Raw genomic sequence first — 15,298 nt, 5'->3', positions numbered from 1 at the left:
GGCTTGGTCGCGAATGCGGTGTATCAGTGGATGAATAAACTGACGGACCCGCCGCATTCGCGAGCAAGCCCGCTCCCACACTGGATTTGTGTTGTTTCAAAGCAAGCATTGCAGCCCCGCCCGGCAGCGGGCACTAGGCAAGCGCCCCGTCAGCCGCTACATTGGCCGACTTGTGCCTGCCTTTCAGGCCCACCTGTCACCCCTTATTGAACACACGGAACCTGCAAAACCCCATCATGGACCCTTCCCCTGGCATTACCCTCGCTACACTCTTCGCCGATTTCGGCATGATTCTTTTTGCACTGATCCTGGTACTGCTCAACGGTTTCTTCGTTGCGGCGGAATTTGCCATGGTCAAATTGCGCGCTACCCGCGTCGAGGCCATTGCCCATAAGAACGGCTGGCGCGGGCAGATCCTGCGTACCGTGCACAGCCAGCTCGACGCCTACCTGTCGGCTTGCCAGTTGGGTATCACCCTGGCGTCCCTGGGCTTGGGCTGGGTCGGTGAACCGGCCTTTGCGCACATCCTCGAGCCGATGCTGGGCGCGGTCGGTGTGCAGTCGCCGGAAGTGATCAAGGGCGTGTCGTTCTTTGCCGCCTTCTTCGTGATTTCCTACCTGCACATCGTGGTCGGTGAGTTGGCCCCCAAATCCTGGGCGATCCGCAAACCCGAACTGCTGTCGCTGTGGACGGCCGTGCCGCTGTACCTGTTCTACTGGGCGATGTACCCGGCCATCTACCTGCTCAACGCCAGTGCCAACGCCATTCTGCGCATCGCTGGCCAAGGCGAGCCTGGCCCGCACCATGAGCACCATTACAGCCGCGAAGAACTCAAGCTGATCCTGCACTCCAGCCGTGGCCAGGACCCCAGCGACCAAGGCATGCGCGTACTGGCCTCCGCTGTGGAAATGGGCGAGTTGGAAGTGGTGGACTGGGCCAACTCCCGGGAAGACCTGGTGACCCTGGACTTCAACGCCCCGCTCAAGGAAATCCTCGCGCTGTTCCGTCGTCACAAATTCAGCCGTTACCCGGTGTATGACGCGGTGCGCAACGAGTTTGTCGGCTTGCTGCACATCAAGGATTTGCTGCTGGAGCTGGCGGCCCTGGACCATATCCCCGAATCGTTCAACCTGGCCGAATTGACCCGCCCGCTGGAACGCGTATCGCGGCATATGCCGTTGTCGCAACTGCTGGAGCAGTTCCGCAAAGGCGGCGCGCACTTCGCCCTGGTGGAAGAGGCCGATGGCAAGATCATCGGCTACCTGACCATGGAAGACGTGCTGGAAGTACTGGTGGGCGATATCCAGGACGAACACCGCAAGGCCGAGCGCGGCATCCTCGCCTACCAGCCCGGCAAACTGCTGGTACGTGGCGACACGCCGTTGTTCAAGGTGGAACGCCTGTTGGGCGTCGACCTGGACCACATCGAAGCCGAAACCCTGGCCGGCCTGATCTACGACACGCTCAAGCGCGTGCCGGAAGAGGAAGAAGTGCTGGAAGTTGAAGGCTTGCGGATCATCATCAAGAAGATGAAAGGGCCGAAGATCGTATTGGCCAAGGTGCTGCTGCTGGACTGACTGTAGACCAGTCGCCCTCTGTAGGAGCGAGCTTGCTCGCGAAAAACTCACAGGCGCCGCGTTTATTCAGGAAGCACGCGTTATCGTTGGCGTTTTTCGCGAGCAAGCTCGCTCCTACAGGGGATAGGCGTCGCGGTGCTTCATGCACCCGGCACGAAATGCTTCTGCGCCGTGCCACGGGCGATCAGGCGGGAAATGTAGTCCAGCTTCTGCGCATCCTGGTCGATAAAGCGGAAGGTCAGTTGCAACCAGTCGCTGTCGGGCTTGGGCTCGTAGGCGACGATGGCGTGCAGGTAGCCGTTGAGCCGCGCGACTTCGGCGTTGTCGCCCTGCTCAAGGTCGAGCACGGCGCTTTCCAGCACCTGAGGCAGGACCTCGCCACGCTTCACCACCAGCAACGCTTCCTTGATGCTCAGGGCCTTGATCACGCATTGCTGGGTGCCGCTTGCGAGGCGCAACTGGCCCTGACCGCGACTGCCAGCCGGGGCCGCTGCTGCGGGGGCCTTCACGGGTGGGGTGTTGAGCAGGCCTTTGCTGGGCGCCGCCACCGGGGCCGGCTTGACCGCTTCGGGCTTGCCGCCGGTCAGGGCGCTCAGGGAGTCGTTGCCGAAGGCTGAGTTCATCTTGGTCGGCGCGCTGGCAATCAGCGCATCGAGGCGACCGATCTTGTGCAGGGCCTGCTTGACCTTGTTCAGCAACTGTTCGTTGGTGAACGGCTTGCTCACATAGCCGGAAACGCCGGCCTGAATCGCCTGCACCACGTTTTCCTTGTCGCCACGGCTGGTCACCATCACGAACGGCATGGCCTTCAGGTGCGCTTGCTCGCGGCACCAGGTCAACAGCTCAATACCGGACATTTCCGGCATTTCCCAGTCACACAGCACCAGGTCGAAGGTTTCGCGCATGAGGATGGATTGCGCCTTTTTGCCGTTCACCGCATCTTCGATCTTGATTCCGGGGAAGTAATTGCGCAGGCACTTCTTCACCAGGTCGCGAATAAACGAGGCGTCATCCACCACCAACACACTGACTTTACTCATCGACCCTTCATCCTATAAAAACGTCTGCAAAACGCCTGACTGATGGCATTTTGCCAAAACTCGCGGGTCACAGAAGGACTTTATGGCGCCTGCTGTGCAAAAATTCAGATGCCACAAACGAAAACGCCCGGCCAGAGGCCGGGCGTTAATTTCTCGGGCAACCTTACTTATCGTCAGATTCGCCCGAAACATTAGGGATTAGATCAGCAGTGCCTTCAACTTCGGCCTTCATGCGCTTGAGGCCCATGTGCCGCACGTCGGTGCCGCGCACCAGATAAATCACCAATTCCGAGATATTGCGCGCGTGGTCGCCGATGCGCTCCAGGGAACGCAGCACCCAGATAATGTTCAAGACCCGCGAGATCGAGCGCGGGTCTTCCATCATGTAAGTGGCCAGCTCGCGCAGCGCGGTCTTGTATTCGCGGTCAATGATCTTGTCGTACTGGGCCACCGACAACGCCAGTTCGGCGTCAAAGCGGGCGAAGGCGTCGAGGGCATCACGCACCATGTTGCGCACCTGATCACCGATATGGCGCACTTCCACGTAGCCACGGGGCGCCTCACCCTCTTCGCACAGCTGGATGGCGCGGCGGGCAATCTTGGTGGCTTCGTCACCGATGCGCTCCAGGTCGATCACCGACTTGGAAATACTGATGATCAAACGCAGGTCCGAGGCCGCCGGCTGGCGGCGGGCAAGAATGCGCAGGCACTCTTCGTCGATATTGCGTTCCATCTGGTTGATCTGCTCGTCAATCTCACGCACCTGCTGGGCCAGGCCCGAGTCGGCCTCGATCAGCGCGGTGACCGCATCGTTGACTTGCTTCTCCACCAGCCCGCCCATCGCCAGGAGGTGGCTGCGCACTTCCTCAAGCTCGGCATTGAACTGCGCGGAGATGTGGTGGGTAAGGCCTTCTTTGCTAATCATGTTGGCGTCCTTGGAGCGTCCGGTAAGGTGCGGAGAACCGCAGCGTCAGTACAATCAGAACCACAGCTTCCTAGCCGTAGCGACCGGTGATGTAGTCTTCGGTCTGCTTCTTCGCCGGATTGGTGAACAGGGTGTCGGTATCGCCGAACTCCACCAGCTTGCCCATGTACATGAACGCGGTGTAGTCGGAAACCCGCGCCGCCTGTTGCATGTTGTGGGTCACGATGACGATGGTGAATTTGGACTTGAGCTCGTAGATCAGCTCTTCGACTTTCAACGTGGAGATCGGGTCGAGGGCCGAGCACGGTTCGTCGAGCAGCAACACTTCCGGCTCTACGGCGATGGTACGGGCGATCACCAGACGCTGCTGCTGGCCGCCGGACAAGCCGAGTGCCGATTCGTGCAGGCGGTCCTTGACCTCGTCCCACAATGCCGCACCCTTGAGCGCCCACTCAACCGCTTCGTCGAGGATGCGTTTCTTGTTGATGCCCTGGATACGCAGGCCGTAGACCACGTTTTCGTAGATAGTCTTGGGGAACGGGTTTGGCTTTTGGAACACCATGCCCACGCGGCGACGCAGCTCGGCCACGTCTTCGCCCTTGCGGTAAATATTGGTGCCGTAGAGGTTGATCGCACCTTCCACGCGGCAACCGTCCACCAGGTCATTCATGCGGTTGAAGGTACGCAGCAACGTGGACTTACCGCAGCCCGACGGGCCGATGAAGGCGGTCACGCGTTGCTTGGGGATGTTCATGCTGACGTCGAACAGCGCTTGTTTATCGCCGTAGTAGAGGCTCAGGCCCGGTACTTCGATGGCCACGGTTTCCTGGGCCAGGCTCAGGCTCTGCTTGTCGCGACCCAGGGCAGACATGTTGATGCCGTGGGATTGGGTTTCGTGTTGCATGGGATGCTCCCTGTGCTACCAATTCATTGTGTGGGAGCGGGCTTGCTCGCGAAGGCGTCGTATCAGTCGCCAGGTGTGCTGAATGACACACCGCTTTCGCGAGCAAGCCCGCTCCCACATTTAATTCGCGTTCACTTCAATTAACTGTCCAACGCCTTGTACTTCTCGCGCAGGTGGTTACGAATCCATACCGCCGACAGGTTGAGCGTGGCGATCACCAGTACCAGCAGCAAGGCAGTGGCGTACACCAACGGCCGTGCGGCTTCGACGTTGGGGCTCTGGAAGCCGACGTCATAAATATGGAAACCCAGGTGCATAATCTTCTGGTCCAGGTGCAGGTACGGATAGTTACCGTCCAGCGGCAGCGACGGCGCCAGCTTTACTACACCCACCAACATCAGTGGTGCCACCTCACCGGCGGCACGCGCCACGGCGAGGATCATGCCGGTCATCATTGCCGGGCTGGCCATCGGCAGCACGATCTTCCACAGCGTTTCCGCCTTGGTCGCGCCGAGTGCCAGGGAGCCTTCACGCACGGTGCGGGGAATGCGCGCCAAGCCTTCTTCGGTGGCCACGATCACCACCGGCACCGCCAGCAGGGCCAGGGTCAGCGAGGCCCAGAGCAGCCCCGGCGTACCGAAGGTCGGCGCCGGCAGGGCTTCAGCGAAGAACAGACGGTCGACCGAGCCCCCCAATACATACACGAAGAAGCCCAGGCCGAAAACGCCGTAGACGATAGCCGGTACACCGGCCAGGTTGTTCACGGCGATGCGGATGATGCGGGTCAAGGTGTTCTGCTTGGCGTACTCACGCAGGTACACCGCGGCCAGTACGCCAAACGGGGTCACGATCATTGCCATGATCAGGGTCATCATCACGGTGCCGAAGATGGCCGGGAAGATCCCGCCTTCGGTGTTGGCTTCCCGTGGGTCATCGCTGAGGAATTCCCAGACCTTGCTGAAGTAGAAGCCGATTTTGGTCATGGTGCCCATGGCGTTCGGCTGGTAGGCGTGCACCACTTTGCCGATGCCGATTTCCACTTCCTTACCGTTGCCGTCACGTGCGGTGAGGGCGTCGCGGTTGAACTGTGCGTGCAGGTCGGCCAGGCGCGCTTCGATGTCCTGGTAGCGGGCGTTCAGCTCGGCGCGGTCGGCATCCATGTCGGCCTGGGCGGCTGCGTCGAGCTTGCCTTCCAGCTCCAGTTTGCGACCGTGCAAGCGGATGCGCTCCAGTCCTGCGTTGATCGCGCCGATATCGGATTTTTCCAAGGTCTTGAGCTGAGCGGCGAGCTTGTTCACGCGGTCCACGCGGGCTTGCAGCTCCGGCCACGCGGCCTCGCCTTCGGCAATCACCTTGCCGTCCTGCTTGACGTTGACCAGGGTGCCGTAGAAGTTGCCCCACTCACGACGCTCGATGGCCATCAGGTTCGCAGGCTTGGTCTGGTCCTTCAGCCACTCGCCGACGATCCAGGTGAAGTCGTTTCCATTCAGGTCGCGGTTGCCGACCTTGATCAGCTCACGGGTCATGAATTCCGGGCCTTGGTCCGGCACCGGCAGGCCCGCGCTTTTCAGGCGTTCACGCGGCACTTCTTCTTTCTGCACCACTTCGCCGATCACGATGTGGTTGGCCTGGCCTGGCACGTTGTAGTTGGCTTGGATCAGGTCGGCCGGCCAGAAATGGCCCAGGCCCCGCACCGCAATCACCGCCAGCAAACCAATGGTCATGATGACCGCGATGGACACCGCGCCACCGCTGATCCAGACGCCGGGGGCGCCGCTCTTGAACCATCCATTCAGGGAGTTCTGTTTCACAGACTTCTACCTTTCTTAAAGCGACGAGTATTTCTTGCGCAGACGCTGACGAATCAGCTCGGCGAGGGTGTTCATGATGAAGGTGAACAACAGCAGCACCAGCGCCGAGAGGAACAGCACGCGGTAATGGCTGCCGCCCACTTCCGACTCGGGCATCTCCACCGCAACGTTGGCCGCCAGGGTGCGCAGGCCCTCGAACAGGTTCATCTCCATCACCGGAGTGTTGCCGGTGGCCATCAGCACGATCATGGTCTCGCCCACGGCGCGGCCCATACCGATCATCAGCGCCGAGAAGATGCCCGGGCTGGCAGTGAGGATGACCACGCGGGTCATGGTCTGCCACGGCGTGGCGCCCAGGGCCAGGGAGCCCAGGGTCAGGCCGCGTGGCACGCTGAACACGGCGTCTTCGGCGATGGAGTAGATGTTCGGGATCACCGCAAAACCCATGGCCAGGCCGACCACCAACGCGTTGCGCTGGTCGTAGGTAATGCCCAGATCGTGGGAGATCCACATGCGCATGTCACCGCCGAAGAACCAGGTTTCCAGGTACGGGCTCATGTACAGCGAGAGCCAGCCCACGAACAGGATCACCGGGATCAGGATCGCGCTTTCCCACCCATCGGGAACGCGCAGGCGGATCGACTCAGGCAAGCGGCTGAAGACAAACCCTGCGACCAGGATGCCAATCGGCAACAGCATCAACAGGCTGAAAATGCCCGGCAGGTGCCCTTCCACATACGGCGCCAGGAACAGGCCGGCGAAGAAGCCGAGGATCACCGTCGGCATGGCTTCCATCAGCTCGATCACCGGCTTGACCTTGCGGCGCAGGCTCGGTGCCATGAAGTAAGCGGTGTAGATCGCTGCGGCAACCGCCAGTGGCGCCGCCAGCAGCATGGCGTAGAACGCAGCCTTCAAGGTACCGAAGGTCAGCGGGGCCAGGCTCATCTTGGGTTCGAAGTCGGTGTTGGCAGCTGTGGATTGCCAGACGTATTTAGGTTCGTCGTAGTTTTCGTACCAGACCTTGCTCCACAACGCACTCCACGACACTTCCGGGTGCGGATTATCGAGCAACAGCGGTTGCAGCTTGCCACCCGCCTCGACGATCACACGGTTGGCCCGTGGCGACATGCCGAACAAGCCCTGGCCGTCGACCACCGGGTCCACCAGCAAGGTGCGGTGGGCGGTGCTGTGGAACACGCCGAACTGGCCAGCAGCATCCAGGGCGGTGAAGCCTTTGCGGCGCTCTTCAGCGCTGATTTCGACGATGGGCGCAGTGCCCATCTGGAAGGTGCGGATCTGTTTCAGGCGCTGTTCGCCATCCGGGTCACGGGCCATGAACCACTGGGCCAGGCCGCCTTTGGAGTTACCCAGGATCAGCGAGATGCCGCCAACCAACTGGGTGCTGGCGGTGATTTCCGTGTCGGCGTCTTCCAGCAGTTTGTAGCGACCGTTGAGGCTCTTGTCGCGCAGGCTGAACACGTCGGCCAGGGCACGGCCGTTGATCACGTACAGCCACTGCTGGCGTGGGTCGATGAAGATCGCTTTCACCGGCTCGGTCATCTGCGGCAGTTCGACACGCTTCTGCTCGCTGGTGACTTCACCGGTCATCATGTTTTCTTCGCGGCTCAGGGTCAGCACGTTCAAGTGCGAACCAGCGGAACCTGCCACCACCAGCGAGGTGTCGGTGGCGTTGAGCGCGACGTGTTCCAGCGCGCGACCGGCGTCATCCAGCACGATGGGCGTTTCGCCGTAGGGGTATTCGATTGCCGGGGTGATGGTTTTCTTGCCGTCCGGGTACGACACCTTATAGGTGTGGCGGAACACCAGGGACTGGCCATTGGACAAGCCGAGGATCACCAGCGGGCTGCCCGGCTGGTCTTCACCAATGGAAGCAACGCTGGTACCGGCGGGAATCGGCAGGTCGACACGCTTGAGCTCGGCACCGGTGTCCACGGCAAAGAACAACGCCTGGCCCTTGTCGGAGACCCGCATGGCGACTTGGTTCTGTTCTTCGAGGGAGATCATCAACGGCTTGCCGGCGTCCTGCATCCAGGCGGGCGTCAACGCGTCTTCCTTGGTCAACGAGGCGCCCTGGAACAGCGGCGCAACCACGTAGGCGAGGAAGAAGAAGATCAGGGTAATGGCAGCCAGCACGGCGAGGCCGCCGACCAGCACATACCAACGGGTGAAGCGATCCTTGAGCGCGCGGATGCGGCGCTTGCGTTGCAGCTCAGGCGTATTGAAATCAATGCGCTTGGGAGGGGAAGTCGTCGTCATGGTGGAATTGGCCAGATCATTCATGCGCACACCCTAGCGATCCTGTATGACAGAAAGATGACAGTGCAGTGACGCAACAAATCCGCCGCGAAGCAGGGCTGGCAGCGGATAAAAAATTCGGGATGCAGACTGCTTATGTGGGAGCGGGCTTGCCCGCGATGGCATCAACACGATTTCAACGCTAAACCGCGTCGCCAGCATCGCGGGCAAGCCCGCTCCCACAGAAAAGCATGCGTCTACATCAGGTATCGCAGGCTTAGTTGCCTTCTTTCAAACCCAGGTCAGCCAGGGCCTTGGCGGCGACTTTGGCTGGCAGTGGGATGTAGCCGTCTTTGACCACGACTTCCTGGCCCTGCTTGGACAGCACCAGTTTCACGAACTCAGCTTCCAGCGGCGCCAGTGGCTTGTTCGGGGCTTTGTTGACGTACACGTAGAGGAAACGCGACAGCGGATACTTGCCGTTCAGGGCGTTTTCTTCGGAGTCTTCGATGTAGTCAGTGCTGCCTTTCTTGGCCAGTGGCACGGTCTTCACGCTGGCGGTCTTGTAGCCGATGCCCGAGTAACCGATGCCGTTCAGCGAGGAGCTGATCGACTGCACAACCGAAGCCGAGCCCGGTTGTTCGTTCACGTTTGGCTTGTAGTCGCCTTTGCACAGGGCTTCTTCCTTGAAGTAGCCGTAGGTGCCGGATACCGAGTTACGCCCGAACAGTTGCACTGGCTTGTTGGCCAGGTCGCCGGTCACGCCCAGGTCGCCCCAGGTTTTCACATCGGCCTTGGCGCCGCACAGACGCGTCGAGGAGAAGATCGCATCGACCTGTTCCATGGTCAGGTGCTGGATCGGGTTGTCCTTGTGCACAAATACCGCCAGGGCATCCACCGCAACCGGGATTGCCGTTGGCTTGTAGCCGTACTTCTGCTCGAAGGCCGCCAGTTCGGTGTCCTTCATCTTGCGGCTCATCGGGCCCAGGTTGGAGGTGCCTTCAGTCAACGCAGGTGGCGCAGTGGCAGAGCCGGCAGCTTGAATCTGGATGTTGACGTTCGGGTATTCCTTTTTGTAACCCTCGGCCCACAGGGTCATCAGGTTAGCCAGGGTATCGGAGCCGACGCTGGACAGGTTGCCCGACACACCAGTGGTCTTGACGTAAGCCGGGATTGCCGGATCAACACCAGCGGCCACCGCGTTGGCGGTCGCAACGCCAGCAGCGACAAAAGTCATTGCCGCCATCAAACGTTTCAGTTTCATGCCTTGCTCCTAGCAGATAGGGATAATTGGATCGGGGCCAAGTATCGGCAGGCCGTGTGAACACTCTATGTCTGAAATATGACAATTAGATGAAAGGCCACTATCTGAATGTGCAGGCTTCAGCGACCGCGTTTCCATAAATACCCGCCTACCAGCATCCCCATCACGCATAGCACGGCTACGTAATAAGCCGGGCCCATGGGGCTCTCCTTCATCAGCAGCGACACCGCCAAGGGCGTCAACCCGCCGAACACGGCATAAGCAACGTTGTAGGAGAACGATAGACCGCTGAAGCGCACCACCGGCGGGAAAGCTTTGACCATCACGTAGGGCACCACACCGATGGTGCCGACAAACAGGCCAGTCAAGGCATACAACGGGAACAGCCAGTCCGGGTGGGCCATCAGGCTGTGATACAGCGTCCAGGAAGTCGCCAGCAGCAGTGCGCAACCGGTTACCAGCACGCGGCCGGCGCCAAAACGGTCGGCCAGGGCACCCGAGGCGATGCAGCCCAGGCTCAGGGTCACGATGGCCAGGCTGTTGGCTTGCAGCGCAACCGTAGGGCTGAAGTGGTAGATAGTTTGCAGCACGGTCGGGGTCATCAGGATGACTACCACCACGCCGGCCGACAGCAGCCAGGTCAGCAGCATCGACAACACAATGGCGCCACGGTGATCGCGCAACACGGCGCGCAACGGCAGTTCAGCGGCCAGGCTTTTGCGTTGCTGCATCTCGGCGAAGATCGGGGTTTCATGCAGCCAGCGACGCAGGTACACCGACAGCAGGCCGAATACGCCGCCGAGCAGAAAAGGAATCCGCCAGGCGTAATCAGAGACCTGTTCCGGTGTATAGGCGCTATTGATGGCGGTAGCCACCAACGAGCCCAGCAGAATACCGGCGGTGAGGCCGCTGGTCAGGGTGCCGCAGGCATAGCCGATGTAGCGGGGCGGGACGTGTTCGGAGACGAACACCCAGGCACCCGGCACCTCGCCGCCAATCGCTGCGCCCTGGATCACGCGCATCAACAGCAGCAGCAGCGGTGCCCACAGGCCGATCTGTGCGTAGGTCGGCAGCAGGCCCATGATCAGGGTCGGCACGGCCATCATGAAGATGCTCAGGGTGAACATCTTCTTGCGGCCCAGCAGGTCACCGAAGTGCGCCATGATGATGCCGCCCAGGGGACGCGCCAGGTAGCCGGCCGCGAAGATGCCGAAGGTCTGCATCATGCGCAGCCATTCGGGCATGTCGACAGGGAAGAACAGTTTTCCGACCACGGTCGCGAAAAACACGAAGATGATGAAGTCGTAGAACTCCAGCGCCCCACCCAGGGCAGACAGCGACAGGGTTTTGTAGTCGTTGCGGTTAAGCGGTCGTGCGGGCGGCGCAATGCTTGAAGGCACTGTGGTCATGGCAAGGCTTCTCTTATTAGTCAGATCAGGAATCCGCAACAGCGTGGGTTTGCGCCTGGCAGGTCCGGCACGATAGCAAATTGCCCGGAAAAGCACAGTCCAAACCCTTGCGCCGCATCAGCGCCACCTCGCAAGCATCCCCACTTGCGAAGCGACTTATTCCCTTCCCGAATTATTATGGGGGGCCGAAAACGCCATCAAATACTGACGGCCAGCGCTAAAAAGAAACAATGGTCAAACCCCTCAACTTGAATGACCGTTTTGGCCAATTTTTTGACGCCTGGAAACTCGTCTATATAGATGCACAAAATCAGGAGCAGATGGTCGTCGCGCAGGCTATCGACCGATATACTCCCAGCCCTGCACCTGTCTATTGCGTGGAAGTTGCGCGAAACCGTCGTTGGCACCGGCCAGCCGATTTCGCAGAGTTTCCCTCAAGGCGCCTTTCGAAAAACGTGACGAACGTAGTATGTTCGGGGCTGAATCGTTTTTCCAAGACGGCTATTCACCGATTACATAGTCCAAGAGTCACGGGTCAGAGGCACCCCCGGCATGATCGAACTCGAACAAGAAGATCCTATCCCGCAAGGCGATCTCGCCCTGCAAATCACCGCGCTTCCGCGTGAAACCAACGGCTTTGGCGATATCTTCGGCGGCTGGTTGGTCGCGCAGATGGACCTGGCGGGCACGGCAATGGCCAGCAAGGTCGCCGGTGGGCGCGTGGCCACCGTGGCCATTGATCGCATGGCGTTCCTGGTGCCGGTGGCCGTGGGTGCGCAGCTTTCCTTCTATACCCAGGCCCTGGAAATCGGCCGCAGCTCGATCCAGATGATGGTCGAAGTGTGGAGCGACGATCCGTTGTCCAGCGAATGGCGCAAGGTGACCGAAGCCGTATTTGTGTTCGTCGCCATCGATGGCAGCGGCCGCACGCGCTCGGTACCGTCACGGGCGCGTTAAACCTCGCCGGGTTTTAACGGTCAATTGCCCCATTGCCTGCCATTAAGAGAGCTTTGTCATGCCTACGCCCCACGTTGAGACGGTAAAAATCGACGAGCTGGACTGCTGGCGCATCCGCCACAACGGTGCCGAGCTGATGGTGGCCCAACAGGGTGCGCATATCTTCAGTTACCAGCGCGAGGGCGAACAGCCGCTGATCTGGCCGAACCCTGAGGCCGTGTTCAAGCAGGGCAAAGGCATTCGTACCGGCGTACCGGTGTGCTGGCCGTGGTTTGGGGTGTTCGACCGCAACCCGCAAAGCGTCAAAGCCATGCGCCAGAGCGATCAGCCTGCCGGCGCCCACGGTTTTGTGCGCACCGCGCGTTGGGAGCTGGCCACCACCGAACTCGACGGCCAGACGCTGCGAGTGGACCTGGTATTGCCGGTGCCGGCGGGCGGCTTTCCAGGCTGGCCCCATCAGGTAGACCTGACGCTGAGCCTGCTGCTGGACGATCACCTGCATATCCGCCTGACCAGTCACAACCGTGGCACCGACACCGTGACCCTCAGCCAGGCATTGCACACCTACTTCGCCGTGAGCGATGTGCGCAAGGTGCAGGTCGAGGGCCTGGATGGCGTGGATTACATCGATACCGCCGATGGGTGGGCCGAGAAGCAGCAAGCCGGGCTGCTGCACTTTCGCGCCGAGACAGACCGCATTTACCTGAATACGCCTGCACAGTTGAATATCGTTGATAGCGACTGGCAGCGCCGTATCCAGCTCACCAGCGAAGGCTCCAAATCCACCGTGGTCTGGAACCCCTGGACCGAACGCGCCAAGGCTTTCGACGATATGGCCGATGACGGCTGGCAGGGTATGTTGTGCATCGAGACAGCGAATGTGCTGGATGATGTGGTGAACCTGGCGCCCGGCGAAAGCCACACTCTGGGCGTAAGCATCACCGCGATCACCCTGTAGTAAATTGTAGGAGCGAGCTTGCTCGCGAAAAACCCACAGACGCCGCGTTTATTCAGGAAACACGCGTTATCGTTGACGTTTTTCGCGAGCAAGCTCGCTCCTACAGAGTTCAGGACCCTCCCACATTGGTTATGTATTGGGCTTTAGAGATCAGATTCCTTTACTACCCGCACCTTCCCCGCCTCCAGCGCATACGCGGCATCCGCCAAGTCATTATTGACCTTCTCCACCTTCAACGTGCCCGTGACCCACAGCGGCGTGTAGATATCATCGAGCTTCAGCCCCTTGGGATAGCGCACCAGCACCAGTTGGTTAGGCGGCGGTGGCGGCACATGGATGCAGGCGCCCGGATACGGGACCAGAAAGAACAACGTGCTGCGGCCTTTTGCGTCGGTTTCCAACGGCACCGGATACCCACCAATGCGGATATTCTTGCCGTTCATGGCCGCCACGGTCTTGGTGGAATACATCACCGCAGGCAGGCCCTTGCTCTGCTTCAAGCCACCCTTTTCGGTGAACGTGCCTTGGGCTTCGGGGGAGTTGTGGTCGATCTCGGGCATGGCCTCGAGGGCTTTCTGATCCGACAGCGGCATCAGGTCGAGCCAGTCGGTTTCCGGCAGTTCGCCAGCGTGCGCCAGGCCAGAGCCCAGCAGAAGAAGCGTTAACAGAAGACGGCGCATGGAGAGGCTCGGCAAATAAGTGCCGAGCATTCTAGCCCTCTGCGCCTGCGCAGCGCAGAGGACTTTGTCGGCTGATTACTTCTTTTTGACCAGGCCGTAGATCACCAGCAACACGATGGCACCTACCAGCGCGCCGATGAAGCCTGCGCCCTGGCCTGCCTGGTAGATCCCCAGGGCCTGACCGCCGTAGGTCGCGGCCAGGGAACCGGCGATACCCAGCAGGATGGTCATGATCCAGCCCATGCTGTCGTCGCCAGGCTTGAGGAAGCGCGCCAGGAGGCCGACGATCAAGCCGATAAAGATGGTTCCGATGATACCCATGGCATTTCCCTCTGATTGGTATGAGTCATGCCAAAGCCTAGTCAGGCTTTGGCATCCTGCAATCAGAGAGACACAGAACCCCAATGGTTCCCGCCAGGGCCAGGCTTATTGTTCGGCGATCAGCGCTTCAACCTTGAGGATCTGCGCCTGCAACGTCGCACGGTCCTTGCAACGCAGGTTGGCGTGGCCGACCTTGCGCCCGGCCTTGAAGGCCTTGCCGTAGTGATGCACGTGGCAATCGTCGATCGCCATCACGCGCTCTACCGGCGGCACAGAACCGATGAAGTTGAGCATGGCGCTCTCGCCGATCTTGGCCGTGGAGCCCAACGGCAAGCCCGCCACCGCCCGCAGGTGGTTTTCGAACTGGCTGCACTCGGCGCCTTCGGTGGTCCAGTGCCCGGAGTTGTGCACACGCGGGGCGATTTCGTTGGCCTTCAGGCCACCGTCGACTTCAAAGAACTCGAACGCCATCACGCCGACATAATCCAGTTGCTTGAGGACGCGGCTGGAATAATCTTCGGCCAGGGCCTGCAGCGGGTGGTCGGTGCTGGCCACGGAAAGCTTGAGAATGCCGCTGTCGTGGGTGTTGTGCACCAACGGGTAGAAGCGGGTTTCACCATCACGGGCCCGCACGGCGATCAGCGACACTTCGCCGGTGAACGGCACAAAGCCTTCCAGCAGGCAGGCGACGCTGCCCAGCTCGGCAAAGGTACCGACCACATCGGCGGCGGTGCGCAGGACTTTCTGGCCCTTGCCGTCGTAACCCAGGGTGCGGGTTTTCAACACCGCCGGCAGGCCGATGCTGGCGACTGCGGCGTCCAGGTCGGCCTGGGACTGGATATCGGCGAAGGCGGGTGTCGGAATGCCAAGGTCCTTGAACATGCTCTTTTCGAACCAGCGGTCGCGAGCGATGCGCAAGGCTTCGGCGCTCGGGTACACCGGCACGAACTGCGACAGGAAGGCCACGGTTTCAGCCGGGACGCTTTCGAATTCGAAGGTCACAAGGTCGACTTCATCGGCCAGTTGGCGCAGGTGGTCCGGGTCGCTGTAGTCAGCGCGCAGGTGTTCACCCAGGGCCGCAGCGCAGGCGTCCGGCGCCGGGTCCAGGAAAGCGAAGTTCATCCCCAGCGGCGTACCCGCCAAAGCCAGCATGCGGCCCAGTTGGCCGCCACCGATTACACCGATCTTCATCAATA

Annotated in this window: 13 protein-coding genes; 3 read left to right on the top strand and 10 right to left on the bottom strand. The window is 60.7% G+C overall.

Translation table 11 applies throughout. The features are described from left to right. The first annotated feature begins 236 nt into the window (after positions 1-236). A complete protein-coding gene (locus MF6394_RS05580; protein ID WP_003195620.1) occupies positions 237-1,577 on the top strand; it encodes a hemolysin family protein in 1,341 nt (446 codons plus the stop codon). Between the two features lie 140 nt (positions 1,578-1,717). Here MF6394_RS05580 and MF6394_RS05575 read toward each other — a convergent pair whose 3' ends face one another. From MF6394_RS05575 to MF6394_RS05545, 7 genes are all read right to left on the bottom strand, one after another. Then, a complete protein-coding gene (locus tag MF6394_RS05575; RefSeq protein WP_014720514.1) occupies positions 1,718-2,617 on the bottom strand; it encodes a response regulator in 900 nt (299 codons plus the stop codon). Between the two features lie 163 nt (positions 2,618-2,780). Continuing rightward, positions 2,781-3,542 carry a phosphate signaling complex protein PhoU gene (gene phoU, locus MF6394_RS05570; protein WP_003195624.1) on the bottom strand — a complete coding sequence of 254 codons (762 nt, stop codon included), beginning with the start codon at positions 3,540-3,542 and terminating at the stop codon, positions 2,781-2,783. 70 nt (positions 3,543-3,612) lie between these two features. Then, complete coding sequence (gene pstB / locus MF6394_RS05565; RefSeq protein WP_003195626.1) at positions 3,613-4,446, bottom strand: phosphate ABC transporter ATP-binding protein PstB; 834 nt, start codon at positions 4,444-4,446, stop codon at positions 3,613-3,615. A gap of 140 nt (positions 4,447-4,586) precedes the next feature. Further along, entirely contained in the window at positions 4,587-6,257 is a 1,671-nt protein-coding gene (pstA, locus tag MF6394_RS05560) for a phosphate ABC transporter permease PstA (protein WP_078466300.1), read from the bottom strand. 15 nt (positions 6,258-6,272) lie between these two features. After that, positions 6,273-8,306, bottom strand: a complete 2,034-nt coding sequence (locus MF6394_RS05555) for an ABC transporter permease subunit (RefSeq protein ID WP_177345128.1) — start codon at positions 8,304-8,306, stop codon at positions 6,273-6,275. Positions 8,307-8,790: 484 nt separating this feature from the next. Next, positions 8,791-9,777 carry a phosphate ABC transporter substrate-binding protein PstS gene (locus tag MF6394_RS05550; protein ID WP_003195633.1) on the bottom strand — a complete coding sequence of 329 codons (987 nt, stop codon included), beginning with the start codon at positions 9,775-9,777 and terminating at the stop codon, positions 8,791-8,793. A 119-nt stretch (positions 9,778-9,896) separates the two neighbouring features. Further along, positions 9,897-11,177 (bottom strand): MFS transporter, encoded by a 1,281-nt coding sequence (locus tag MF6394_RS05545; RefSeq protein WP_177345127.1) that lies wholly within the window; start codon positions 11,175-11,177, stop codon positions 9,897-9,899. A gap of 561 nt (positions 11,178-11,738) precedes the next feature. Here MF6394_RS05545 and MF6394_RS05535 point away from each other — a divergent pair. Further along, positions 11,739-12,143: an acyl-CoA thioesterase gene (locus MF6394_RS05535; protein ID WP_003176975.1), complete on the top strand. Its 405-nt coding sequence runs from the start codon at positions 11,739-11,741 to the stop codon at positions 12,141-12,143. 58 nt (positions 12,144-12,201) lie between these two features. Next, positions 12,202-13,101, top strand: a complete 900-nt coding sequence (locus MF6394_RS05530) for a D-hexose-6-phosphate mutarotase (protein WP_044269945.1) — start codon at positions 12,202-12,204, stop codon at positions 13,099-13,101. Positions 13,102-13,244: 143 nt separating this feature from the next. Here the strand turns inward: MF6394_RS05530 and MF6394_RS05525 are convergent, their stop codons facing one another. From MF6394_RS05525 to MF6394_RS05515, 3 genes are all read right to left on the bottom strand, one after another. After that, positions 13,245-13,781, bottom strand: a complete 537-nt coding sequence (locus MF6394_RS05525; RefSeq protein WP_003195640.1) for a DUF3299 domain-containing protein — start codon at positions 13,779-13,781, stop codon at positions 13,245-13,247. 75 nt (positions 13,782-13,856) lie between these two features. Beyond that, positions 13,857-14,102, bottom strand: coding sequence for a GlsB/YeaQ/YmgE family stress response membrane protein (locus MF6394_RS05520; RefSeq protein ID WP_003195642.1), 246 nt, complete (start codon positions 14,100-14,102; stop codon positions 13,857-13,859). Between the two features lie 105 nt (positions 14,103-14,207). After that, positions 14,208-15,293, bottom strand: a complete 1,086-nt coding sequence (locus MF6394_RS05515) for a 5-(carboxyamino)imidazole ribonucleotide synthase (RefSeq protein WP_044269947.1) — start codon at positions 15,291-15,293, stop codon at positions 14,208-14,210. Positions 15,294-15,298 lie beyond the last annotated feature (5 nt).

Source organism: Pseudomonas sp. MF6394, assembly GCF_002018845.1.
Taxonomy (GTDB): domain Bacteria; phylum Pseudomonadota; class Gammaproteobacteria; order Pseudomonadales; family Pseudomonadaceae; genus Aquipseudomonas; species Aquipseudomonas lactis.
This window is presented reverse-complemented; position numbering and strand designations above follow the sequence as displayed.